17 protein-coding genes are annotated in these 22,827 nt (G+C 60.6%); 3 read left to right on the top strand and 14 right to left on the bottom strand.

What is annotated here, in order from left to right:
* The first annotated feature begins 307 nt into the window (after positions 1-307).
* Together AC0L14_RS11825 and AC0L14_RS11820 are read left to right on the top strand one after the other, a co-directional pair.
* Positions 308-2,101, top strand: a complete 1,794-nt coding sequence (locus AC0L14_RS11825; protein ID WP_473749549.1) for a type I secretion system permease/ATPase — start codon at positions 308-310, stop codon at positions 2,099-2,101.
* A gap of 19 nt (positions 2,102-2,120) precedes the next feature.
* Positions 2,121-3,623 carry an HlyD family type I secretion periplasmic adaptor subunit gene (locus AC0L14_RS11820; protein WP_473749720.1) on the top strand — a complete coding sequence of 501 codons (1,503 nt, stop codon included), beginning with the start codon at positions 2,121-2,123 and terminating at the stop codon, positions 3,621-3,623.
* A 181-nt stretch (positions 3,624-3,804) separates the two neighbouring features.
* Here AC0L14_RS11820 and AC0L14_RS11815 read toward each other — a convergent pair whose 3' ends face one another.
* The 6 genes from AC0L14_RS11815 to AC0L14_RS11790 form a co-directional block, all read right to left on the bottom strand.
* Positions 3,805-4,035, bottom strand: coding sequence for a hypothetical protein (locus AC0L14_RS11815; protein WP_473529717.1), 231 nt, complete (start codon positions 4,033-4,035; stop codon positions 3,805-3,807).
* 113 nt (positions 4,036-4,148) lie between these two features.
* Positions 4,149-5,150: a nucleotidyltransferase family protein gene (locus AC0L14_RS11810; RefSeq protein ID WP_473529716.1), complete on the bottom strand. Its 1,002-nt coding sequence runs from the start codon at positions 5,148-5,150 to the stop codon at positions 4,149-4,151.
* On the bottom strand, positions 5,147-6,319 hold the full coding sequence (locus AC0L14_RS11805; RefSeq protein ID WP_473529715.1) for a PqqD family peptide modification chaperone: 1,173 nt from the start codon (positions 6,317-6,319) through the stop codon (positions 5,147-5,149). Before AC0L14_RS11805 ends, AC0L14_RS11810 begins: the two co-directional genes overlap by 4 nt.
* Positions 6,320-6,624: 305 nt before the next feature.
* Positions 6,625-8,070 (bottom strand): exopolysaccharide biosynthesis polyprenyl glycosylphosphotransferase, encoded by a 1,446-nt coding sequence (locus AC0L14_RS11800; RefSeq protein ID WP_473529720.1) that lies wholly within the window; start codon positions 8,068-8,070, stop codon positions 6,625-6,627.
* A 431-nt stretch (positions 8,071-8,501) separates the two neighbouring features.
* On the bottom strand, positions 8,502-9,662 hold the full coding sequence (locus tag AC0L14_RS11795) for a glycosyltransferase (protein WP_473639076.1): 1,161 nt from the start codon (positions 9,660-9,662) through the stop codon (positions 8,502-8,504).
* A gap of 34 nt (positions 9,663-9,696) precedes the next feature.
* Positions 9,697-11,355 carry a GMC family oxidoreductase gene (locus tag AC0L14_RS11790; RefSeq protein WP_473749548.1) on the bottom strand — a complete coding sequence of 553 codons (1,659 nt, stop codon included), beginning with the start codon at positions 11,353-11,355 and terminating at the stop codon, positions 9,697-9,699.
* Positions 11,356-11,550: 195 nt separating this feature from the next.
* Here AC0L14_RS11790 and AC0L14_RS11785 point away from each other — a divergent pair, with 195 nt between their 5' ends.
* Complete coding sequence (locus tag AC0L14_RS11785; RefSeq protein ID WP_473749547.1) at positions 11,551-12,765, top strand: hypothetical protein; 1,215 nt, start codon at positions 11,551-11,553, stop codon at positions 12,763-12,765.
* 37 nt (positions 12,766-12,802) lie between these two features.
* Here the strand turns inward: AC0L14_RS11785 and AC0L14_RS11780 are convergent, their stop codons facing one another.
* From AC0L14_RS11780 to AC0L14_RS11745, 8 genes are all read right to left on the bottom strand, one after another.
* On the bottom strand, positions 12,803-13,207 hold the full coding sequence (locus tag AC0L14_RS11780) for a recombinase family protein (protein ID WP_473489142.1): 405 nt from the start codon (positions 13,205-13,207) through the stop codon (positions 12,803-12,805).
* Positions 13,204-14,409: a glycosyltransferase family 4 protein gene (locus AC0L14_RS11775; RefSeq protein WP_473749546.1), complete on the bottom strand. Its 1,206-nt coding sequence runs from the start codon at positions 14,407-14,409 to the stop codon at positions 13,204-13,206. The genes AC0L14_RS11780 and AC0L14_RS11775 overlap by 4 nt, the downstream gene beginning before the upstream one ends.
* Positions 14,410-14,693: 284 nt before the next feature.
* Entirely contained in the window at positions 14,694-15,947 is a 1,254-nt protein-coding gene (locus AC0L14_RS11770; protein ID WP_473749545.1) for a glycosyltransferase family 4 protein, read from the bottom strand.
* A complete protein-coding gene (locus AC0L14_RS11765) occupies positions 15,898-17,196 on the bottom strand; it encodes a polysaccharide biosynthesis/export family protein (RefSeq protein ID WP_473639072.1) in 1,299 nt (432 codons plus the stop codon). The genes AC0L14_RS11770 and AC0L14_RS11765 overlap by 50 nt, the downstream gene beginning before the upstream one ends.
* Positions 17,197-17,501: 305 nt before the next feature.
* Positions 17,502-18,812, bottom strand: a complete 1,311-nt coding sequence (locus AC0L14_RS11760) for an O-antigen ligase family protein (RefSeq protein ID WP_473489146.1) — start codon at positions 18,810-18,812, stop codon at positions 17,502-17,504.
* Entirely contained in the window at positions 18,809-20,533 is a 1,725-nt protein-coding gene (locus tag AC0L14_RS11755) for a Wzz/FepE/Etk N-terminal domain-containing protein (protein ID WP_473529708.1), read from the bottom strand. Before AC0L14_RS11755 ends, AC0L14_RS11760 begins: the two co-directional genes overlap by 4 nt.
* Before the next feature lie 10 nt (positions 20,534-20,543).
* Positions 20,544-21,863, bottom strand: coding sequence for an oligosaccharide flippase family protein (locus AC0L14_RS11750; protein WP_473489148.1), 1,320 nt, complete (start codon positions 21,861-21,863; stop codon positions 20,544-20,546).
* Between the two features lie 160 nt (positions 21,864-22,023).
* Positions 22,024-22,827: WecB/TagA/CpsF family glycosyltransferase (locus AC0L14_RS11745; protein ID WP_473749544.1), on the bottom strand; the 804-nt coding region annotated here is incomplete at its 5' end.

The following is a 22,827-nucleotide window of genomic DNA, read 5'->3' as shown; positions in this document are numbered from 1 at the left end:
CGGGGCGCCCCCCCCGCGCCCGCGCCCCCCCCCCCCCCCCCCCCACCCCCCCCCCCGCCGGCCCGGCCCCCCCGCCCCGCCTCCCGCGCCGCGGGCCCGGCGGGGCCGGGCCGGCGGCCCCCCCCCCCACTTCAGCACGGTGAGATGGGGCAGGGCTCGCGCTCGGACCAACTCGGCGGGTGGTTCCGTCGGGGGATTTTTGCATGAGACCTCGCCCTGCCCTGCCGCCTTCCTCCCTCGTGAACAGAGACCTGAAGATGGCCAGGGTTAAAGCGCCCGCGACCGCTTCACTGGATTCGGATAATAGATGACAAATTCCTCCGTGCATGTGCCCTCGCCGCTCGCGGGAGCCTTGCGCGAGATCCGTCCGGGCCTCTTCGCGGCCGGAGGGCTCTCGCTCTTCATCAATCTTCTCATGTTCGTGTCTCCGCTCTACACGATGCAAATTTATGATCGCGTCCTAACGAGCCGTAATGCCGTCACGCTCGTCATTATTTCGGTGATCGTGGGCGTGTTGCTGATGACCTATGTTGCCCTCGAACATTATCGGGCTCGTATCCTCCAGCAGGCTGGCGTGCGGTTCGACCGGCTCTTGTCCGGTCCCGCCTTCGAGGCGGCGCTTTCCTCGGCGCTGCGTGTCCGCGGATCGAATCATGCACAGACCCTGCGCGATCTCGACCTCATGCGCGACATTCTTTCGGGCGGCGTCATCATGGCGCTGATGGACGCGCCCTGGGCTCCGATCTACATCGTGATCTGCTTCCTACTTCACCCGTTGATCGGCCTTGTGGCCCTCGTCGGCGCGGTGGCGATAGTGACGATCGCACTCGTAAATGAGCGAGCGACGAAGGGCTTGCTCTTGCGAGCCTCGCTCACGAACACTCGCGCGATCGACAGGCTCGGCTCCTCGCTGCGCAATGCAGAGGCAATTCGGGGGCTCGGGATGGGGCCTGCTATCCGGTCATGGTGCACCGGAATCCGCGAGGAAGCGCTAGGTTACTCCGTCAGCGCGGGCGAGCGCGGCGGCACCCTTCTTGCGTTGTCCAAGTTTCTGCGCATGGCCATCCAAACGGCCATGATGGGCGTCGGTGCGTACCTGGCTATTAACCAGGAAATCTCCGGGGGCGTCCTGTTTGCGGCGTCGCTTATCATGGGTCGGGCGCTTGCCCCGATTGAGATCATGGTGGCGCAATGGAAAAGTATCGTGTCCGCGCGCAGCGCCCACGCGCGCCTGGAACGCATATTCGAGGAGAACCCGCCCATTGCCGGACGCGTGCGTCTGCCTGACGTCAGGGGTACGGTTTCCGTCGAGAACCTTTTCGTCCTCGCCCCCGGTACGAACACGCCGGTCGTCATGGGCGCGACGTTCACGCTGAAGGCGGGAGAGGTCGTCGCCCTCGTCGGGTCATCGGGCTCGGGCAAATCCTCGCTCGCGCGTGCGCTTGTGGGTGCGTGGCCGCCGGCGCACGGATGCGTGCGACTCGATGGCAACGATTTGCGCCATTACGATCCGGACCAACTCGGCACCGCGCTCGGCTACCTGCCCCAGGATATCGAGCTGTTCTCCGGTTGCGTGCGCGACAACATTGCGCGCTTCCGAGCGGACGCGGCCGATGCGCAGGTGACCGAGGCGGCAACACACGCCTCTGCGCACGAGATGATCCAGCGCCTCCCCAACGGGTATATGACCGACATCGGGGAGGATGGAGTCGGACTGTCGGGTGGGCAGCGGCAGCGGGTTGGTCTCGCGCGCGCCCTGTTTGGCAAGCCGAGCTTCGTCGTGCTCGATGAGCCTGATGCCAATTTGGACAGCGATGGCAATCGCGCACTGATCCGGGCCATCGAAGGGTTGCGGAGAGACGGAAAGACCGTTGTGATCGTGACCCACAGGCCGAACCTCCTGTCGGCGGTGGATCGAATGATCATCATGCAGGAAGGACGAATAGCACAGATGGGCAGTCGTGACCAGTTGCTGCCGTCGCTCGTCGGCCCGAACGTAGCGCCGGCACCGCGGCGGCCCGTTTGGGATGGAGGGCGCGCCGGACCGCCGGCGTCAGATCCAGCGCACTCTCTCCTCCGCCGGACACGCGTCGATGCATAACGAGTCGAGACCAATGATGATGGTGCCTGACACCTCGAAAAGGACTGCAGTCATAGCACGCGTTCGCGGGCTCCCGACGCGGACGGTCCGCTCGACCCCTGCCTCCGCTTGTACAAGCGCGGTGGGGCCGACACTTTCCGCGCTTTTGCGTGCAGGACGGGCGACTCGAGCTAGCTTCCCGCAGATTTTCGCGCCGTTAGATTTTGCCGGCCCAGACCACAAGCCGGCGCACGCAAACCTCTCCGGCGACTGGCGCAAGCCCGCGCGGACGGGCTTTGGCATCGTCGTGCTGACCTTCGGCATCCTCGGCGGGTGGGCCTCTCTGGCCAGCCTCGACAGCGCGGTGGTCGCTTCGGGTACAGTTGTGGTCGAAACCGACCGCAAGGCGGTTCAGCACCTTGCGGGCGGTATCGTGCGTGACATTCTCGTCTCGCCCAACGCACACGTGACCGAGGGTCAGGTGCTCGTGCGCCTTGATCTCACCGAGGCGCAGGCGCAGGGCGAAATCGCGAGGTCCGCCGTCTTCTCGCTGCTTGCCGAGAAGGCACGGCTGCAGGCGGAACTGGACGGAGCCGAAATGGTCACTTTCCCGCGCGAACTCACGCTAGGGAGCGCCCCCCTGGCCCAGCGCGCGATGGAAGACCAGTTGCGACTGTTTAACAAGCGCCGCTTGGCCCGTACGAACGAGGTTCCCATTTTGCAGGAGCGCATCGCCCAGTCCGAACGGAAGATCGAGGCCGTACAATCCCAAAGCGAGGCTGTCCGTTTGCAGATCGAGAGTATCACAGAAGAGCACGACATGCTGGCGCCCTTAGCCCATAAAGGCATCATTCTGGGCACGCGGCTGACCGCGCTCAAACGGCAGCAGGCCGATCTCCAAGGTCAGCTTGGTGCCTTCCTTGCCGGAATAGCGGGCGAGCGCCACACTATCGGCGAGGCGCGACTCCAGATCGAGCAAGTCGGGCGCGAGGCCATCGAAGAGGTCTCGGCACAGTTTGCCGAGACCAGTGCCAAGCTCGCCGACGCCGGCGAAAAGCTGCACGTTGCAGATGACGTGCTCAACCGCACCGAAATACGCGCACCGCGGTCCGGGCGCGTTGTCGGCTTTAAGGTACACACGATAGGAGCCGTGGTTCGCCCCGGCGAAACCTTGATGGAGATCGTCCCTGATGACGACACTCTGATCGTCTCCGCGAAGATGTCGCCGGTCGACATCAACAATGTTGCCGAGGGCCTTCCTGCCGAGATCCGACTGCCTTCGTTCAAGGCTCGCTCGACGCCGGTCGCGATCGGCGAGGTGCAGACCGTTGCCGCGGACGCGCTCCATGACGAAGTGACGCGTGAGCCCTACTACGAGTTGAAAGTTTCCGTGCAGGTCTCTCAGTTCCCCGAACAGGTCCGCGAGAAACTTAGGCCCGGCATGCCGGCGGAGGTGATCGTTGCTACCGGCGAGCGGACCGTGCTGTCCTACTTGACGCAACCTCTAACGGACGCGTTCCGTCTCGGCATGCGCGAAAACTGAGCCCCCTTCCTTAGACAGGATCAGGGTAGACCGCAGAGGCGCGGCAATATGGCAGGATCGATGACTGCTGGGGCAAAGATCGGGCGAAGCGCGCTTCCGTTTCCACGGCCGCCTCCAACCGACTTAGGCGTTCCGGACTACACGTCATCTATGATCGGCCAGAACGACCAACGAAACCATTCTAAGGCTTGCGGCCAGAGTGGACGCGTTTCTTGCTGCCCCATCCATGTCCGGGACGTGCGCCATGCGATGCGGCAATAGCTTGCGAGTTCAAGCTCGTGCCAAGCAACAGAGCAATGGATGGAGGTGTTACAACAGCAAAACGCCCGGCATTCTTTAGAAATTCACGACGTGCCTGTTCTTCCGGGACAAGTTTATCTGTCTTTACTTTGGAATATTTCCAGCTCTTCATCAAATGTACTCCAGGCTTAGAATAACAACTCTAACCTCTGACCATATAAACTATCATATGCGACTCGTGAAGACAACGCGCCATCAAGATACAATTCAGGAAATTAAGTATTACTACACTTTTGACCCGAGATCGCCGTCAAGGAGGATGCTAGTGGCGCGGCGTCCAAAGTCGAGCGGACTCCGTCGGCCCAAGCCATCGCCATGTAGGAGTCGCCACATACCCCACAGCGAATTGCCGACCAGGCGCAATGGAACGCCGAGGACGGGATGGTACAAGGGGAAGACACGCCGCCAGTGTTGAAAGCGAACCAATGGGCGCCGCACATATTGCGCCGGTGCTCTGACGCCAAAGAAGTGACTCAATGCCAGGAGTTGAGTATCGAACGCGTTCCGCGCGCTCTGGTCGGGCAAGGATGTTCGGAGCACCGCCCAATCCAGCTTATGCTGTTCCGCCAGCCGCGCCAGATCATAAAGGTGGCGAAAGTCGGTCCTTCCGCGCCAGTAGTCCGCCTCCTTGATGAGATCATGCATGATCCAGTGGAGGGCCCGCGACTGTGGGGCGGGGATTTTCGCCCTAAGGCCGTGACGGCGGGCAAGCCTCGGGGACTCGCGGTCAATCTCCCGGTACGGCCGGAGCTCCAGGAGACCGACGTCTTGCGGGCGCGCCATGCCACCATCGACCGTCACTTCGGCATAGCCAAGCTTGGCAAGGCAAGCCCGGGCAGCCCCTTCTTTGGCCGTTTCCACAGCCACGTCGAGATCGCTCATGATCCTGTCGGGAACCCTGCCGCTCGACGAAAGGAACAAGGGAACGGCCCCTTTGAGCAGGACCGGAACGACGCCCCCCTGATTGAGGGCAGCAACGGTTTCATTCAGCTGCCTGCGCAAGCGCAAATTGCGTTCCCGGTTGCAGCGGTAAATGAACTGAAGATACTGGCCCACGTCTTCGGGGAGCCGGTCAAGCTGGCCCGTGTGCGCAAGAGTGGCGAACAAGACGGGCGTAAGCAGAGTGTGGTTGGCGAGTGCAATTACCGCCTGCCAGTCGGCCGTTACCACCAGGCGGCCGCTAAGTCCCGCGATCAGGGCCTCGAGCGCATCCCTGGTGGGCTTCATCGGCACGCCGCCTTCAGCAGTTCCAACGCGTCATCCAATTTGGCATAGGTCAGGCAAAAGCCCTGTGCCGATCGGATGACTTGGCAAAGAACGTCGAACGCGGTGCTGCTTAGCTCTTTATTCCGCGCAAAGGCGCCGTTCAGCAAGCCACCCAGGATGTCGGTCGGGTCAATCACCCGCAGTGAAGGTTTGGCATCCTGCGTCCGACAGAGCAAGACCACCCAGCCCACGGGCCGGGGAACGGGAGGGACATGATCCTTAGGCACAAGAAAGCGCACGCGCCTGCGATCGGGGCGCCGGTAAACCGGAGACCTGCCGAGTTCGGGGAAAAATTGTCCGAGAATGGACCATGATCCCGATTTGACTGCAGGCGCAAAAGCAAGGCCGATACCCTGTCCGGCCGAGTCGAGAAGTGTCACATCGTCTGCCGCGAAGCCAAACCCCGCGTGGACCAGCGCCAAGGTCAGCGTCGTCTTGCCCGAGCCGGGGTTACCACAAAGGAGGAGCGTGCGGCCGTTCTTGAAAAGCGCCGCCGCATGGAGGGCGAGTTCATATTCACTGTCCCCAAGCACTTCGGCCAGCAGTTGCCCTTTGACCATAATGGGTATCTCGTCTCGACCACAGGAATCAGTCCAGTGGCCATCCCGGAACAGGTGGATCCGCTCCCTGCGCTCAACCAGATGGAATAGAACGTCGACGGCCCTGTTTCGAACTTCGAGATGCTGAAATACGGTCGCGGCCGGAAAGGCGACGGCCGCCGGATACAGTATGCGCACACACACGCCTGGAACAGCAACGACCTGGCAGATATATTGATGAGCTGCGGTTGGGCACGGCGGTGGAGCAGGCTGGATTAGGCCGAGTTGTTCCCAGTCTTGAAGGGCAGCCTCGACATAGCCATAGGCCTCTTGCCTATCAACGCCACGGGCTGCCATCTCGCCCAAGATAGCCTCGACCGGCACGCCTTCTTCAAGCGAGCGCCAGATATCCGCCGCAGTGTCATTGAGCGCAAAAACTACCCCCTGCGTTGAACTGAGCAGGATATTTTGTCCTTTGATGCATGCAAGCCGACCTTGGGGAACTAACCTCGCCGTAGCATACTCGATAAGGGGAGGCCCCGCAGTTCGGTCAGTGGTTCGGGTTTGTTGCGGACTCACAGAAGCCGTCATCCTCGTTTGTCTGGGCGTGGAGATCGTTCCATTCGAGTGGAACTCACGACCAGAGAGACACGATCTTCGTCAATCGCCCGAGTCATAGCATTCCTCTCCGCTCCCATAGCGGTACCTTGCCAACCCCGTTGCCGTGCGGGCACTTTTGCTTGAAGTCGCAGGTTATGCATTGAGCGGTCGCTGTGTTTCGCATTGATCATCGCTTGCATTCAGATGTTCTGTAACAGCGCCAGCCGCCACTCCTTGCAAATCAATCACTTGCCACACAAAATCGCCTCCAGCGGCCTCGGACCGGCAAAGTTGGGCTAGAAGGCGTTTCGCCCCGTCCAGATGCGGGGGATGGTCAGAAGCAGGATCTTTATGTCGAGCCAGACCGACCAGTTGTTGACGTACCACATATCGTGTTCGACACGCTTGATCATCATGTAGACATGCGGCGTCGCGCCGCGGCAGCCATTTATTTGTGCCCAGCCGGTGATCCCCGGCTTCACCTTGTGCCGAGCCGGATAGAGAGAAATGATCTGGCTGTATTCGCTGTCATGCGCCAGCGCGTGCGGCCGCGGGCCTATCAACGACATGTCGCCCTTCAGCACGTTCCACAGCTGCGGAATCTCGTCGATACTGAACCTTCTCAATATGCGCCCAACGCGGGTGACGCGGGGATCGCCCCTGCAGGCTTGAGGGACAACAGGCCCGTCCTCCAGGATCGTCATCGTTCGGAACTTATAGATCTTGAACGTGCGGCCATTGAACCCGGCCCGACGCTGACAGAAGAGCACCGGCCTCCCGGATTCGAGCGCAATCAGCCCCGCTACAACGGCCAGAGGGGGCAGAAGAAATGGAAGGGCGGCAGTGGTCAGCACAAGGTCGAAGAGCCGCTTCGTAAGCAGCTGAGGCGTCGTTAGGGGCGCGCGTTGCAGTTCTATCGCCCTCGTCCCCCCCAGGTTGACGACAGGCCGCTTCAAGAGCGCGCTAACGACGTGGTCCGGAAGGAGCCTTACGGGTACCGGAACCACGCAAAGGTGAGCCGTGATTTTCTCAATCAGGGATATGTCAGCCCAACTGACAGCAAGGACTATCTCGTCGACAGAACGCCGACGCACATGTTCAATGAGCTTATCCATACATTCAAGGAGCGAGCCCTCGCTGGATGCCGCCGGCAATGTAATCGTTTGGCAGACGTCGCATCCGGAAGCCTCGATTGCCTGGACTACGCCACTTGGCACGCGCACGTCCGATTGCGTTACGATCACTACTTGCGGTTTGGCAAGCATGTCCGACCTGGTCAAGGAGGCAAACAGTCGTCCGGCGCCCAAGCGCACGAAGATGATGCCGCCAAGTCCCGTCACGAAGAACAGCATGACGGCTTGGCGCGAAAACATGTCTCCCACCTTGAGTGCAAGCGCCACAACCGACAGGCAAAGAAAGACCGCCGTCCAGATAAGCACGACCTCCTTGATCTGAGAGGCCAGCGACCGCGGCTCGGAACTCAGATATGGGCAGCGCGCATATGCGGAAGTCGAAAAAAGGGCGGCTACAACAACACCGAGCCCGAAGTTCCGGCCGTACTCGCCGAGATGTCCGAAACTCACAAGATCATATACCATTCCCGAGACGATGCTGAGCAGCACGACGGACATTGCCTCGAGAAGCGGAAACGACTGCAGAAGAACATTGCCCTTGAGGGGCACGTTCCACCGCGGTGCGTTTGACGTGGCGCCCGCACGGGGGCCTTCATGAAGAAGTGCCATGACGTTCACCTGCGTTCAAAGCCGCATCCATCCACCAATGTCGTGACGACCGCCCCCTCCTCGGCTGAAAACCGCCGAAATGCCCAGCGTGACTGCGTCCGCCGCCTGCGGTCATTGCCCCTTCACGCGAAGTTCGATTGCCGTGGCTGCGGTAGCACTCGGTTCTTGGAGTTGAGAGAATGGCAGCGACACTGTGCGAATCCAATTCGGCATAAGCTCTAACCCCAAAGGGCAGAGCCGGCGGACACACGACCTTCTCCTTGCCCGCTTCCGGCGCCTGTTAGCCCTTCGGAGTACGTCGAAATGAAATGCTCTCGCGCGCAGCACTGGAGCGGCGGACGCTCCGACGGAAGCAACCGGTTCGGAACTGCCGCTCTTTCACCGTTTGAGCACCGAACCCGAAACCGGTTCCCACTTTCGGGCCTGATCGTCTAGGCGAGCGCCATCGCATCGGCGGCGATCTGTCGCAGCAGGGACTTGCGAATGTGGAGTCGCGGGAACGGCTCCATTCCGATCGTGACAAGGATGTGCTCCCAACGGTAAACCCAATCGTGCATCTCTAGGCAACGGACCGCGTTTGTTCGGCGCAACAATTCTGTGCGGCGGGGGTTTGCGTCGAGTTCGCCAATTACGTCTGCGATACTGCTCGAGTCTGGTGATACCTCGATCACCGCGTCTTGCCAGTCAAAGTGCTCGCCGAATTCGGCGCATTGCGGCGCGGTCCCAAGCATGACGGCGCCGCCCGCGGCCCCTTCGAAGAGACGGGCAGGCAGCACCTGCTCGCCGGCAACCGTGACGGACTTGGAGTTTGCAAGTGCCGCAGGACTGAAAGCCATGAAATAGCGCGTGCGCCTGATGATATTGGCGAGCAGCAACCGATGCTCATGCCAGTCCCTGACCCGGGAATCTGTGCTTGCGAGCGTGTCGTAGAGATAGAAGAAGTCCCGCTCTTCGGCCAGCTTCAGAAGCTGCCGGTGCATTTTCGCGGCTCGGTTGCCGAACGAGTATACGTCGACCACGCGTTTGACCGGCGACAAATACGGCGTTGAAATAAGGCCGTCGACACCCGTGGCAAGAAAGGAACAGGGCGTGCGGGTGTATTGAGGCAGGCGCGGTATGCACGCGCTGTGCAACAGGAACACGTGATCGAACTGGTCCAGGAGCTTCAGATATTGGCGGTCCTGTTCGAGCGTGCTCGACCAGAGTTCGAACAGATACGCGACAGCAACCTTGCAGCGGCCGCGCCAGTCGTGGATCCGAGACAATTCAACAAGACTTTGCGGGCTCCAAGCGACGAAGAAGAAAAGGTCATAGTCTTGGGTGAGCCGAACATGCTCCATGGTTGGTGCGTTCCTCAAGCCTAGCCCTTTGCGAATCGCGCTCGTCAGTCTGTTGAAGTCACGCTGGACGTTGTGAGGGTCGTGCTTTGGCAAGATGGCGTGAAAGTGTCTCGTCAGGTAGTTGTCGATGCCGGGGGCGATCAGATCAGCATCCTCGCATTCGGCAACGATGCGGCAAAACTCATACGCCAACGCAAAGTGAGCCCGGTCCTTCGCATTGAATTCAGAGGCAACCAGTGTACGTCTCTTCAAGGAATTCTCCCGGCACTTGTCGTTCGACTTTCAACTATTCGGCCGCCGCAGGTTGGACCGGCGCATGGTGCTCCAGTGCCGGGAGGGGTTGCCGACCCAGGATCATGTCTGCTGCCTTTTCCGCGATCATAAAGACAGCGGCCGAAGTGTTGGCCGAGGGAACGGAGGGCATGATGGAAGCATCAACGACCCGCAGGCCCTTGAGGCCGTGGACCCGCAACTGGTCGTCCACGACAGATTCAGCACTGTCGGACGGGCCCATCCGGCACGATCCGCACAAATGATAGGCAGTCAGCCCGATTTCGCGGGCAAACTGCAGACGGTCGGCGTCGTCGGTTATTTTCGGGCCGGGAAGCTCTTCCGTGCAGTTGTAGCGCCTGAGCTCGGGGGCCCGAAACAGCTGCTGCACGGCCTTCATGCCGTCGACGACGACCTGTCGGTCCCGATCATCGGCGAGATAGTTGGGCTGGATGAGCGGAGCTTGAAACGGATCGGCCGAGATCGCCCGAACATGTCCGATGCTCTTCGGCCGCAACTGATAGTAGCCAAGCTTGATGACCGGAAACCGCCGCGCGCCGTGGTCGGTATAATTGCCCAGGGTAAGTTCAAGCTGGATATCGGGGGCGGACTGAAGATCCCGCGAGTTGATGTACCCGTAGACGAGCGACGGGCTGACGGCGAGAAAGTTCGGGCGGCCCAGCATCCACTTGGCCGCCTCGCGCAGGAGGGCGACGCCGTGTCCGCTGACCGTTTCAATGCCCTCCACCCGGGCGATCAGGTGGACGGTGTAGTGATCCTGAACCTTTGTACCGACACCGGACAATTCGTGCACGACCGGAATTCCAAGCTCCGAGAGCATACCCGCAGCACCGACGCCTGACAGCTGCAGCAATTTTGGTGAGTTCGCGGCCCCAGCCGAGAGGATCACCTCGCCACGGGCCTTCACACAGCTCGTTGGATGACCCGGCCCTCCTCGTGCATATCGAACGCCGATGGCACGCTTTCCCCCGAAGAGGACGGCAGTGGCCTGCGCGTTCGTGCGGACATCCAAGTTCTTCTTTTTGGCGATCGGCCGTAGGAAAGCCCGCCCTGCGCTCACGCGCCATCCCTTTTCTATATAGCGCTGATAGTAACCCACGCCGGCTTGGTTTGCCGCATTGTAGTCGGGATTGCGCGGGACACCGGCATTTAGCGCGGCCTCGATGAATGCATCACAAAGCGGATGTCGCCAATCGCAGTCTGTAATCGGAAGCAGCCCGTCAGTCCCGCGGTAGAAGGGATCACATGCCCCAAGCCTGCGCTCGGTTCTCTTGAAATAGGGCAGCAGGTCGGCGTAGCCCCAGCCTCGATTGCCCTGGCGGGCCCACTCGTCGAAGTCCGCAGCGGCGCCACGGTTGTAGATCATCCCGTTAATTGCGGTCGACCCGCCTAGTGTCTTGCCCTGCACCATTGGAATGGAACGATTGGCCGTGCCCGGGCTCGGCTCCGTTTCGAATTGCCAGGCATATTTCGGATTCGAGCATGTCTTGTAGAGTCCCGCCGGAATGTGCAGAAGGATGCTGCTGTCGGACGGTCCCGCCTCGAGCAGGCACACCGAATTGGTCCCGTCAGCCGCCAGACGATTGGCCAAGACGCAGCCTGCCGCCCCGGCTCCGACGATCACATAGTCAAAGACATCCGCCTCGACCGACATCGGTTCGCGCTCCGCTTATCGCCAGCTTCAGAGAATGGCAGGAAATCCGGCAGATGGCACTTTGCCCATCGGTATTAAGACCTATGAAGGGCTTTCGCGGCGGGCTGAATGGAGAGATGCTGTGCGGGCACAAGCCTGCCGCCAATCTGCATTCTTGGGGAACCTGCGCCGGCCGGCGCACAGGGGAGATGGGGGATGCCTGACGACAATCTCGCCGAGGAAGCCGCCTTGCCGAGAGGACGGATGCGGCATGCCCATCCGCATCTCGTCGGCGACCTCGACGTCTCCGCACAAGCGGAGCCGACGTCTGACACCCGAACGGGTCGCGCGGCCAGCAATCTCTTGAAGTCCCGCCCTAATCGGCGCTGTCTCCTTGCCGGGCTGGCGCTGCCCGTCTCGGGCGTCGTCGGCGCAGCGCTGCATCTGGGCATGGGGCGATCGGGCGGCGGTAAATGGTTCGGGGGCGCGGCCACCTTTCTGCGTCCAAGCGGACCGGTGCTCTCGCGCGCAGATGGGCAGATCATTGAAAATCTTGACATCTATGCCCCCCATGGCAACGGGATCACGGCACTCCATCAGGGCGTCATCGTCCGCAGCTGCCGCATTCGTCATGCCATGGGCAGCGGGATATACGCTTGCGGAGCCGCCGGAATACGCTTGCAGGATCTCGAGATCGATCATGTCGGCGTTCCCCCCTCGGGGACCGGACCAAGCCAGAACCGCAACAACATAGAGCTGGAAAGCTGCCCCGATGCGATCATCATCCGTGTCAAGGCGTCCCGCGGCTCCTCCAATATCTATGTCGTCGACTGTCCGGGCACTCAGATGAGCTTCCTCGAACTGCACGACGCGCGCGGGCCGTTCCCGCGTGGACAGAATGTGCAGTTCAACCGCTCTTCGGATACGAGCCTCGAAGAATTCTCGGCCGAGAACGGTCCCACCTCCTGGACCGAGGACAATATTTCCGCCTTTCACTCGGATCGCTGTACAATTCGACGTGGACTCGTCTTCTACAACAACAGCCCCACGGGCGCTGGCGTCATGCTGGAGGGAAGCTTCAATTGCCGGGTCGATGACGTCGATGCCGTTCAACAGGGCAACGGCGCGTTCTCGGCCGTTCCGCAGGGTAAGGTCGGCAGTGGCGGTTGCTCGTTCAACCGCTGCCGGAGCCGGGACACCTACAATGAGCCACGGGACGGCAGGGACGCCCCGACATCCAACGGCCTGTCGTTCCATACCCGGATATCGGAAGGCGCTGAAAAGCACAGCGTTAGGGACTGCTGCGTCTACGCGCTCGCCAATCCCGGCAACATCATCTGGGAAACGGCGGCCGTGCATGCCGGGTGGTCCATCGAGCGCAAGACATTTGATCCTAGGCCGCCATTGCGGCTTGCCTTCGACTGGCGGTGAGCGGAGGGTGCGCTGGCGCATCGCCTCCGACCATGCCCTACCGACGACGACGCCAAAAGAGAAACAGGTCTGCTAGCATTGACCGCGGCGGGGACATCCCAAGCGTCCACAGAGGCGCTGATGCAAGGATCATGCGTCCCGTCGTCGTGCTCGTATCGATAGGTGTGTCGACGATGCGAAGACCGACATCCTTGGTGCCAAGCCTTTCGATGAGCGCCAGCACTTCGCGGGTTGTGCGCGCAACACGGTACGGTTTCGTGACCGCAATCACGTCTCCCTTCCTGGCACATGCGATCGCCCTCTCCAGCTCCGGCGTCGAGCCGAACATACTGGCCTTCTCGCAGAAGAAGTTCTCGGCTCCCAACCGGGCAAGATAAAGCTTCTGCGCCTCCAGCCTGGCAGCGGGTTCGAAGGAGTTGATACGACAGTAGCCGATGATCATCGCATTCCCCAACCGTAAGAAGCTTTCAGGGAATGGGATGCAAGGGGCCTGACAAGCCGCTGACGATCTGCGAGCCGCGGTTCGTCAGTCCCTTTGTCTTCCTCCCCCTTCACCGAGATTCCGATGTTGGACCGCAATCCGGAGGGGTTCGCGAGCTCCAGATATTGCTTTGCAACACTGTGAGCATCGAACTGTCTAACCCTCTCGCGGGCACCCGCCGACAAACGCGACCAAAGGTCATCATCGTCCAGCACCGCCTTCAGCGCTGCGGCCATCGCCTCGGCCTGTGGTTCGACCACTGCCCCATTCACGCCATCCGCGAGCAGATCCCGGCTGAGCCTTGAAGACCCAACGATGGGCGTGCCGGTGGCGATCGCCTCCATCACCGTTGCCGAGGCGACAGGGACCGTATAGCGCGTGGGGAAAGCGGCGACGCGAACGCGGCTGTGTAGTTCGCGAACGCGTGCTCCCTCTGCCATGCCGAGAAGGACCACGTGCCCCCGTATCGCTTCAGGAAGAGCGTCGACCGCCTCCGTCACCGGTCGTGTGATGTCACCCGTCACGTAGAGCCGTACGGAAGGGTCGTTGAGGGCGCCGAATGCACGGATCGTCGCCTCCGGCGCCTTGTAAGGCGAGGTGCCGGCATGGAGGATTGCCCGCTCGCGATCTGCCAGTCCACGCGACGCATATGACTGGCGATCGATGCATTCGGGAATTTTGAGGATTTGGTCCCTTGGCAGACCAAGATCTAGCACGAGTTCTTCCTGTAGCTCGGACGTAGTGGCGACGACGTGGTGGGAGCGCCGCGAACTTATCCGTCGAATGGCTCGCCAGACTGCCGCGAGCGTCCCTTTCCGCCTCTGAAGATCGTGGACGACCTGCACGATCGTGCCATGCAGCGGAAGCGGCACCGTCTCGCTGTGGATGATAACCTCCGGCCGGAAGCGATTGATGATGCCGATCGCCCGCAGCCACGCCGCGACTGAGGCCGGCCCGGTCAAAGGCACACGGCTCAATCCGATTATCGGCAGCTCGAGGCGAGGCGAAAGAAGTCGCTGGAATTTTGCGCGGCTTTCGAAGGTGCCGACCACGATCTGCACCTGGTGCCCCAGTTCGAGCAACGCCTGGGCAAGTGCCACAATGAAGATGCTCACACCGTCAGGCGAATCCAAAGGTTCGCGCCGGGTCAAGACAATGCGCATTCGATCAAACCCCTCGCATAGGTGCCTGCGAGCGGGCCGCAGCCTCCCGTCGCACTCGCGGCTGTTTCAGTAATGGAAACAAAAGAGGTAGTCATGGGCACGCGCTGAACCTCTCCGAAGTGCACGAGGCGGTAGGATCGATCCTCGGGGCAAATCGATCAGCGACTAATAGGGAGTACCCCGGCCCGCCGGCATGGCCGCACTGCGCTCGTTGACGCGTGAAGCTTGGTGTGCCCTGTGGGCAGTCCTGGCCGGTTCCTGCCGGCGCATGTTCCGGGCCCACCTCACGACACTGCCGCGAAGGCCCGGATTGGGCGCCTGACCAGGGGTTCATAGATGGCCATCAGCCGATTGAAGTTTGCTTCGGGCGTGTACTGCTCCTGATAGGCGGCATAGGCCCGGCCTGCCAAGTCCTCCAAGGCAGATCGGTTTGAAAGCGCCCAGCGCACCTGATTGGCCAATGCGCCGGCATTGCCGACAGGAACGACAAGGCCGGTGACGTCTGGCTCCACGACCCCTTTGATCCACGGCAGCTCCGAGCAGATGACCGGCAGCCGGCTTGCGAAGGCCTCGATGACGGTCATGGGAAACAATTCATACCCTTTAGACGGAAAGAGCAGGAATGCTGCAGCCTGCATCTCCTTCAGCACCGTCTCGCGCGACTGACGCCCGAGATATTCCACGCGCTCGCCCGCAGATTGCTCGACGAGCGGAGCCAACGGCCCGTCGCCGATGATCCGCAGCGGATAGTCGATCTCCTTCCACGCCTCGAGCAGCGTGGCCACTCCCTTGTGGTGCTCATCCAGTCGTCCGACGAACAGCCCTCCATTGCGACGAAGGTCACCGAAGATCGGCGGCCTGGCAACTGCGTTCGGCTTGACGACAATGCGTTCGGCCGGCAGGCCGCCTTCCACAAGCTTGCGCCTGGCCCAGTCGGTAAGGGCAATGAAGCGGTCGACCTTGCGGGACCAGGTGCCGACTCTCTTGTGAAACTCGACCATTGCGGCAAGGGCGAGCGTACCCGCCAGGGAATTCCTGTAGACCTTCTTCGGAACAGTCCACCAGCAGGCGTGGCGGAGACTTCGCTCCCGAAGCCTCTCATCGGGATAAAGCAAGGCGCTGGGACAGAGGATCCTGAAATTGTGCAAGGTCATTACTGATGGCACGCCGGCCTCGCGGCACGCATCCAGGATCGAGGGGCTCAGGAGAGGAAAGAAATTGTGGATATGGACGACATCCGGTGAAAATTCCGCCAATTTTCGGGACAGGGCCCGCCGTGAATGACGGTTGTAGACAACCCCCAGGGCGGTAGAAATCTTGCGCGCGACCCGCACGATATCGTCATTCGTGGCGGAGAACAGCTCGACGTCGACCCCATTCTGCTTCAGGCACGCGAACTCCTCCCGAACCACGCTGTCCTCTCCGGCCCTTATCTGGTAGAAATTATGAACCATTAAGACGCGCATCGCAGTCCGCCCCGTCCGAATCTCAATTCGGCATCCCGGACGCCCGTGGCGACGACGCGACGGCTCCGGCAAAGTCGGCCTTTGGCAAAACGACCTCCACAACGTCGCCGGGCGCAAGCCCGAGATCTTCGCTGCCGGGGAGCGTCTCTGCGCCCTGCTCTCGCTTTCTATGGACTGTTATCTCGGGCCGACCCGCGGCTATCAGCAAGGTGGATTGCGCTTGACCTGTAAGCGCCAGCTTCTGCGCGGTACCCTCAAGACGCGCCGAGATCTGGGCCAGATTCATATAGGCCTCCTGTAGCTCCCCCAAGGCCGCGATTTGTCGTTCACTGTCGATCTTGTTCATCTGTCTGACATATTCACCGCGCTGGCGCTCGATGTTCGATGCCTGGACGATCGTGTCGAGCAGTTGGGTTGATGACATAAGCACCGCTCGACGGGCTTCAGATAGACGCGTGGTCGGCGCCAGGCCCTTCTGAAACAGCGTCCTGACGCTCTCGTATTCGTCGGCGTCGGCCTGGCTTCCCTCTTCGTCCTTCTTCTTCTTTTCAGACAGAAGCCCCAGTTGCAGGTTAGTCTCCTCGACAGCACGTCGCAGAAGCTCCTTGTCCTTTTCACTGTCTGACAGCCGAGCTTCGATATGCGCTGTTGCCGTTTGCTTCAATCGTTCGGCGAGCGCCTCAGGCACTGGCACGTTCTCGACATGTTTGACTTCTTCGCCGAGTTCGGTGCGAAGGCGCCAAATGCGAGCCTGTTCCATTGCGAATTGCGCCCATAGGGCTTTGTACTCGGAACGGAAATCGGCCGCTTCCATGAGCGGATTGGCGATGCGAACCTGGGCAGCGCTGTAGCCACCCGCAACCGCCACAGCCTGTCGGACGGTCATACCCGGCCGGAAGATGTACTCTCCCGGCTTGGCCACATCACCATAAACATAGATGGGCCGGTATTCGGCAAGCGAAACGAAGACCTGGTCGGTCTCGATCAGGTGCGTTATTTCACGGCCGTCCGCGGTCCCCTGCCGATACTGCTTGCTGGCGAGACTGCCAGCGATTATTTCCTGCGCTTGTTGAATGGAAAGGCCGCTGACTTGAACCGCTCCAACCAGCGCCAAGTTCACCTCGCCGTCCACTCCGATCAGCAATCGCTGCCTGAAATCCGGAATACCAGGGACCGATACTTCCAGCGTATCTCCGGGCTGTAGCGTGTAGTCGGCAAGTGCCGCTGTCGGAATCAGAGCGATGGCGCCAGCCAACGAAGCGAGGCGGGTCGAAGCCATGGTCATCCACAGCGCCGACAACAAGGATCTCAACAGCTTCATGGGTCCCCCAACGGTTGCCCCCGTATCTCTACGGGCGACTTAGCACGGGTTTCTCCGGCGCGGCCGAACCTGCGCAGTGGATGGCCCTATACTACCAGAGGAGGCATAGCCAAGGCCGAGGCAAAATGGCTGGCTCGCTGGCTCTTTCGAGGCACTCCTCATGGAAGCGGCACGGCGCCGACGCATGAGCGGGCACATCAGCGGACGGCTCTCCTGCTCCTGCCGCGCCAAAATCGGTACAACGCGATCCCCTTCTACCGAGAACGATAGCCCGCCGATGTCGGGTGGGCCGCATCCATGTTCGGTCAGATATATGAACAAGCGCAATGCTGCGTTCGACCCGCTTCAACTGGAGGGGGTTCCACAGCCAAGGCCGGAACGCTGGCGCGAAGTGCAATCAAATAGCCGTATGAGAAAGCAATTCCCACAATCTGTACAGGGCTCTCCAGGACTGGATTGACGAACATGGCGAGGAAAATCGTGATGAAGACTGTGGACGCATGATTGCTAACACCGCGTGGCAGTCGATTTGGCGGGAAGGCCACCAAAATGGCAGACACGATCAAAATGAAACCAATGACCCCCGTCCGCAATATGGCTTGAAAGAACGAATTGTGAATTCCTGTCGAGAGTATCTCAAGCATTTTGGCATGCGTAATATTCCTGGTGTCAGGAAGAAAGGTAATATCCTCGAACCCGGGAAACTCATATCGCCATCGGACCGATTCCTTCCCAAATCCGATGCCAAATCCGTATGTATCCGCAAGGGATGCGAGTGCGTCCGAAATGAACGCGAGTCGGATCCCGGAATTCGGGTCCAGAGCAAAGGTTTGAGGTATGAAGTTCAGCCCGACGGCATAGGCCGAAGTCAGTGCGGTCGCCAGAGCTGCGGCCATCAACCGGCCAGGCACGCCAATTAGAATGACGATCATCGTGACCGCGAGCACCTTGAACTGAGCCAAGGGGCTGGCGAGGGCTATTCCCAATAAGAGCAAAATGCCGCCGTATCGGCGCCAGTCGTTCGTCAGAAAAATACCGCCTGCAATGAAAAACGCGGCAATGACCATGTTATTGATCAGCGAACCATAAAGAATCGGTATCGTGGCTTGCGGAGATGCGCCCTGATATTGCACGTCCTGCTGAAACATCACCGCCGGAGCGACAACGAGAGACAGGAACAAGAAAACGGGTGCACCAAAAAAGGCATTGCCATTCATCAGCCTGCGGCGGAAATAAGCCTTGGATGCCCATGCGACGGCGAAGAATCCCACAATCGGGACGATTTGCCTTATGACTGCTTCTTGAAGGAAGTGAACCTGCCAGGAATCCGGCATCAGCCCGTATCTGGACAGCAGGGCAATGAAGAGGCAGAAGGCGGTGTAGACCGCCAGCAGACGAGGCGGCACCGTCTGCCGCAGCACGGCATAGGCCAGACAGACACCGACCGGGATCACTATGAAGAAAGGGCCAAGCAGGCGCAGGGATATTGCGAGGGCGCAGGCCAGCCAAATGCCGGAGAGAAAGAGGGTGTAGTCGAGCACGTCAGGGGAATGGCTGCAAACGAGGTCGACCGGCTCTGAACCCTTCCTGCGTGACAATGTCGCTGGCGAGGTCATGGCCTGTATTCCCGGTTAGGACTGAAAGCCGCACGGTTGATCCTGGTCAAAATTACTGCCGAGAGTTTCTCTGCAGGGATGATGCGCAGGATTCCCTCAAGGTGGTCCGCGAAAGTGCGGCGTGCCTTCAGCACCAGGAGGACCTCGCTGATGACGCCCATGGCCGCTTCCAGATCAGCGGTGCGGTCGGTGCTGTGAAAATCAACCACTATACAACTGTATTCTTGCTGCAGATGCTGGAGTGCAGCGGAGATGGAGAGCGAGGCATTCAAGTCGGAGATTGACCCCGTGGGCCTGAGAACCAGAACTTCCAGCCCTTCCTGATCCGCGGGAATGGTGGCAAACGCCCTGGCGAGCTTGCGACCTGGCTCCGCGTTCAGCATTGGCTGGTCCATTGATGGCTTTTGCCAATTGGCATCAACGAGCAGTGTCTTTTGCCCGGTCGCCGCAATGATCCTTGCGAGATGAACCGCCACCGTGGAGCTTCCGGACCTGCCGAGGGGTGAAGCAACGCCGATTACAAATCCGCTTTGGCGGCCCTGAACTCCGCGCATCCGGGTGGCAATCTTACTCAGCGAGCTGTGAAGCTCGGGAGCGTCCTTTGAGTAGACGGGCTGCAAAGACTGCTCGCATGGCCCCACAACATTCCACCTGCGGCGGGGAATTCTGGGGATGCCTACAATCCGATCAAGGCCGGTCGACCTGTGCACATCCTCGACCGTTATAAGGCGGTGGTTCATTGCTTGCCTGATCAATGCATGACCAACGCCGGCAACCCCACCGGCCATAACGGAGAGCGCTACCATCAGGACCGTTGGCGGCCAACTGCGTTGGCGAGGCGGTTCGGCCGCCGTGATAACCCTTGCGCTCGGGATCAGCGACGAGGCGCTAAAATCGGAGTGGGTCCGCTGCAGAAGGGCATTGTAAAGCGAGCGATAAACCTCGGCCGCGCTCTGCTGCTCGCGGAAAAGGACTCTTGCCCTCTCCGCAGATTCAGGGTCTGATGGGGGTTTCTTCAGTGGTTCGGTCACAAAAGCCTTTTCCCGAAGTTCCGCCAGCCGCTTGTGCAGATCAGAGGCTTCTTCCGCGCGAGCCGCCTGCCGGCTCTCGCGCTGACTTCCGATGTAACCGCCGGCGATCGCGTTCGCGAGCATGGCCGAGAACTGAGGATCGGAAGAGGTGGCCCCTATCTCGACGGCGCGGGAGGAACCCAGCTGATGAACGGAAAACGCGCGTCTCACAAGGACCATCGCCTCATGCCGAATATTTGGCTCCGCCGTCGGCAGTTCGGTGCCGAAGAGAGACGCCAATTGGCTCCGCACATAGCTGGAGATCCGCGCGCGCAAGCTGTCATCCATCACAAACTCTTCGTCTTCCGCTAAGCCAGTGTGGTCAACAACGCGTCCGACGACCTCGTCCGACTGAATGACCTGTATCTGGCTCTCTACATAGACCCGCTCATCTGCCTCAGCTTCGCCCGGTTGCGAAGCGGGCGGAGATGAAAGGAGGATCGTCGCATAGGCGGTGTAATATCCAGGCGAAAGGACCGCATATGCGCCGCCGACACCAAGGCTCACAACCATCCAGAGGAGGCAAAGGCGCCAACTGCTTCGAACAAATCTCAAGATGTCTTTCGCGGTCAGCTCGTCGCGATCCTTGGGGGGGATCGGCTGGTGAGGCGACCCGGACGGCTGAACGACAAAGTGATCAGTGGCGAACATACATGCTCTCCTACGACCGGAAACGATCGGCCTCGTGCTCCAACGGCGCGGATTGGGACGCCGGCGGATATCCTCGCACCCGGCCTGCGTCGCAAGCCGCCGCCGTGCGAAGGACGGCCGCTCCGCCAATGAGGAAGAAGCCGGCTGAAACCACCAGCACGACGACTTCCTTCGCCACCATCGCATAAACAATGGCTTGCTCCGCCATGACGAAAGACAAAAAATATGCGGCCACCAGGAATACTAGCAGACCGGATGCGTTAAGGGCGGTCCATTCATTTTCATACCCGTAACTAAACATGAATATATTTGATGTGAATGTATTTATGTTCATCAGCAATGGTATAATTGCCATTGCGCGCACGATAGGTGTCGCTCCTGAAAATTCATCTCCAAAGAGGATCAATATTATATTTGGAGCAACAAAGAACATTCCAATACTCATCGCCGTTCCGCCTGCTATGGTGAATAGTGATCTCCTTATCAGTCGTATCCCGGCAGCAGGGTCGACATGAGCGTAGTATGAAACCCTCGGGAGGAAGGTATCCATAAGCAACTTGAAAAATACCCGCGCGGCTAATAGGAATTTTTCGGCGACAGAATATTGTCCGGCTGCGACATAACCTTCGAAATGCTCGACAAGGGCGACAGGGAGGGTGACGAGGGCAGCGTCCATGGCTACGAAGAGGCATCCGCTCCAGCCATTGCGCAGCTGCATTCCAATCGTCGAAAGCGTCACGGACCTGAAGCCGCCGAACCCAATCGGAAGGATGAAAGGTAAGCAGATGACGCCACTGACGACGGGAACTGCGCTTTGGATGGCAACGGCGAGCGCGACCTGGTCAGGTGATGCGACCAAGGCGACGAAACAGACTAGCGCCAGAACGCGAGCAACAACCACCGCGACGGCCGCCTGCCAGGCGCGTTCCAGGCCGACGAAGAGCCAGGCCGGAAAAATAATGCTGCCGGCGGCCGCGAGCATCGCGCACAGGAATGTCGGCCTACTGAGCGCCAGGACGTCGCCGGCCAGCACAAGGCCAACCAGGCATACGGCAACGAACAGCACTGCCTTGGTGGCCATGACCTGAGCAGCGAGTGACGCGATCGCCGCCGGCTCGTATCGAAGGGAAGCAACCCTGCGCTGCGCGGTCCAATGAAATCCATAGGCCACGACGACGGCAGCGAGTTGTCCGATGGCGAGCGCATATGCGTACTGCCCGAAACTCATGGGTCCGAGGACACGCCCGGCATAGGGCAAGATGATCAGCGGCTGCAGGACGTCGGTGACATGCAGGACAGCCAGACTGGCGGCCTGTTTGCTCAGAGTCATGGTAGCCTCCAGTCAGGTGCCTGTCGAGGCAATGCAGACCACACCGTCCAGACATGGGCAGCGCCGCCTCCCAGCAGCGCCAAAGAACAGCCGCCCGTGAAGGAGTTGGCGCAGATCAGCAACACGGCGGTCCGAGTGTGTTCACTGGTTCCGCCTCCCTCTAACCGTCACGAAGTCTGCGCCTGGGAAGCAGCGACGCCTGCAGCAAAGCCAGGATGAACAGGCTGTTCGTCACGAGATACCTGCTCGCCAGGCGGCGGGGATCCTGGAAGAGCCGGTGCAGCCATTCCAGCCCGCTCTCCTGCATCCATTGCGGCGCCCGCTTGACGTCTCCGGCGTGGAAATCGAAAGCTGCTCCTACCCCCAACATGACCGCATTGATCCGGCCGCGATGCGCCTGCATCCAGCTTTCCTGCTTGGGACATCCGAGCCCCACCCACACGATCCTCGCACCGGACTGATTGATCATTCTGACCACTGCCTCATCTTCCTCGGCCGACAGAGGGCGGCGCGGAGGTGAGTAAGAGCCCACGATGTTTATGCCGGCAAACTCGGTTCGAATGCACCCTCCGAGACGCTGGAGGGTGCCCGGGCTGCCGCCGTACAGGAACATTGGCGTGCCGAGTTCCGATGCCCTCCGGCAACAAATCCACATCAGGTCCGGTCCGCTGATGCGCGGCTGATCCGCGTGTCCCTGCCGCCTCAGCATCCAGGCCACCGGCGCTCCATCCGGCGCGACAAGGTCGGCGCTATCCATCGCTTCGGCATGGGCGCGATTGCGGCGGGCGGTGACGACACTGTGGACATTGCACAGGAAAACCGTTCGGCTCTCCCGCCGTAGGGCCCAGTCGAAGACGCAGTTGACTGCCTGCGCCAAGCCCAGGGCGTGCACGGGTACCCCAAGCACTTGCTCGCGCAACTGTCCCTGATCGATCGCGTGTCCCTGATCGATCGCGAGCTCTGT

This window comes from Mesorhizobium sp. WSM4841 (assembly GCF_055811515.1).
This window is presented reverse-complemented; position numbering and strand designations above follow the sequence as displayed.

What these genes read in the sequence shown, in the direction of transcription:
- AC0L14_RS11820 (WP_473749720.1), top strand. Translation starts at nt 2,121, where the DNA reads ATGGTGCCTGACACCTCGAAAAGGACTGCAGTCATAGCACGCGTTCGC.
- AC0L14_RS11825 (WP_473749549.1), top strand. Translation starts at nt 308, where the DNA reads ATGACAAATTCCTCCGTGCATGTGCCCTCGCCGCTCGCGGGAGCCTTG.
- AC0L14_RS11810 (WP_473529716.1), bottom strand. Translation starts at nt 5,150, where the DNA reads ATGAAGCCCACCAGGGATGCGCTCGAGGCCCTGATCGCGGGACTTAGC.
- AC0L14_RS11800 (WP_473529720.1), bottom strand. Translation starts at nt 8,070, where the DNA reads ATGGCACTTCTTCATGAAGGCCCCCGTGCGGGCGCCACGTCAAACGCA.
- AC0L14_RS11790 (WP_473749548.1), bottom strand. Translation starts at nt 11,355, where the DNA reads ATGTCGGTCGAGGCGGATGTCTTTGACTATGTGATCGTCGGAGCCGGG.
- AC0L14_RS11755 (WP_473529708.1), bottom strand. Translation starts at nt 20,533, where the DNA reads ATGTTCGCCACTGATCACTTTGTCGTTCAGCCGTCCGGGTCGCCTCAC.
- AC0L14_RS11775 (WP_473749546.1), bottom strand. Translation starts at nt 14,409, where the DNA reads ATGCGCATTGTCTTGACCCGGCGCGAACCTTTGGATTCGCCTGACGGT.
- AC0L14_RS11765 (WP_473639072.1), bottom strand. Translation starts at nt 17,196, where the DNA reads ATGAAGCTGTTGAGATCCTTGTTGTCGGCGCTGTGGATGACCATGGCT.
- AC0L14_RS11760 (WP_473489146.1), bottom strand. Translation starts at nt 18,812, where the DNA reads ATGACCTCGCCAGCGACATTGTCACGCAGGAAGGGTTCAGAGCCGGTC.
- AC0L14_RS11780 (WP_473489142.1), bottom strand. Translation starts at nt 13,207, where the DNA reads ATGATCATCGGCTACTGTCGTATCAACTCCTTCGAACCCGCTGCCAGG.
- AC0L14_RS11815 (WP_473529717.1), bottom strand. Translation starts at nt 4,035, where the DNA reads ATGAAGAGCTGGAAATATTCCAAAGTAAAGACAGATAAACTTGTCCCG.
- AC0L14_RS11805 (WP_473529715.1), bottom strand. Translation starts at nt 6,319, where the DNA reads ATGACGGCTTCTGTGAGTCCGCAACAAACCCGAACCACTGACCGAACT.
- AC0L14_RS11750 (WP_473489148.1), bottom strand. Translation starts at nt 21,863, where the DNA reads ATGACTCTGAGCAAACAGGCCGCCAGTCTGGCTGTCCTGCATGTCACC.
- AC0L14_RS11785 (WP_473749547.1), top strand. Translation starts at nt 11,551, where the DNA reads ATGCCTGACGACAATCTCGCCGAGGAAGCCGCCTTGCCGAGAGGACGG.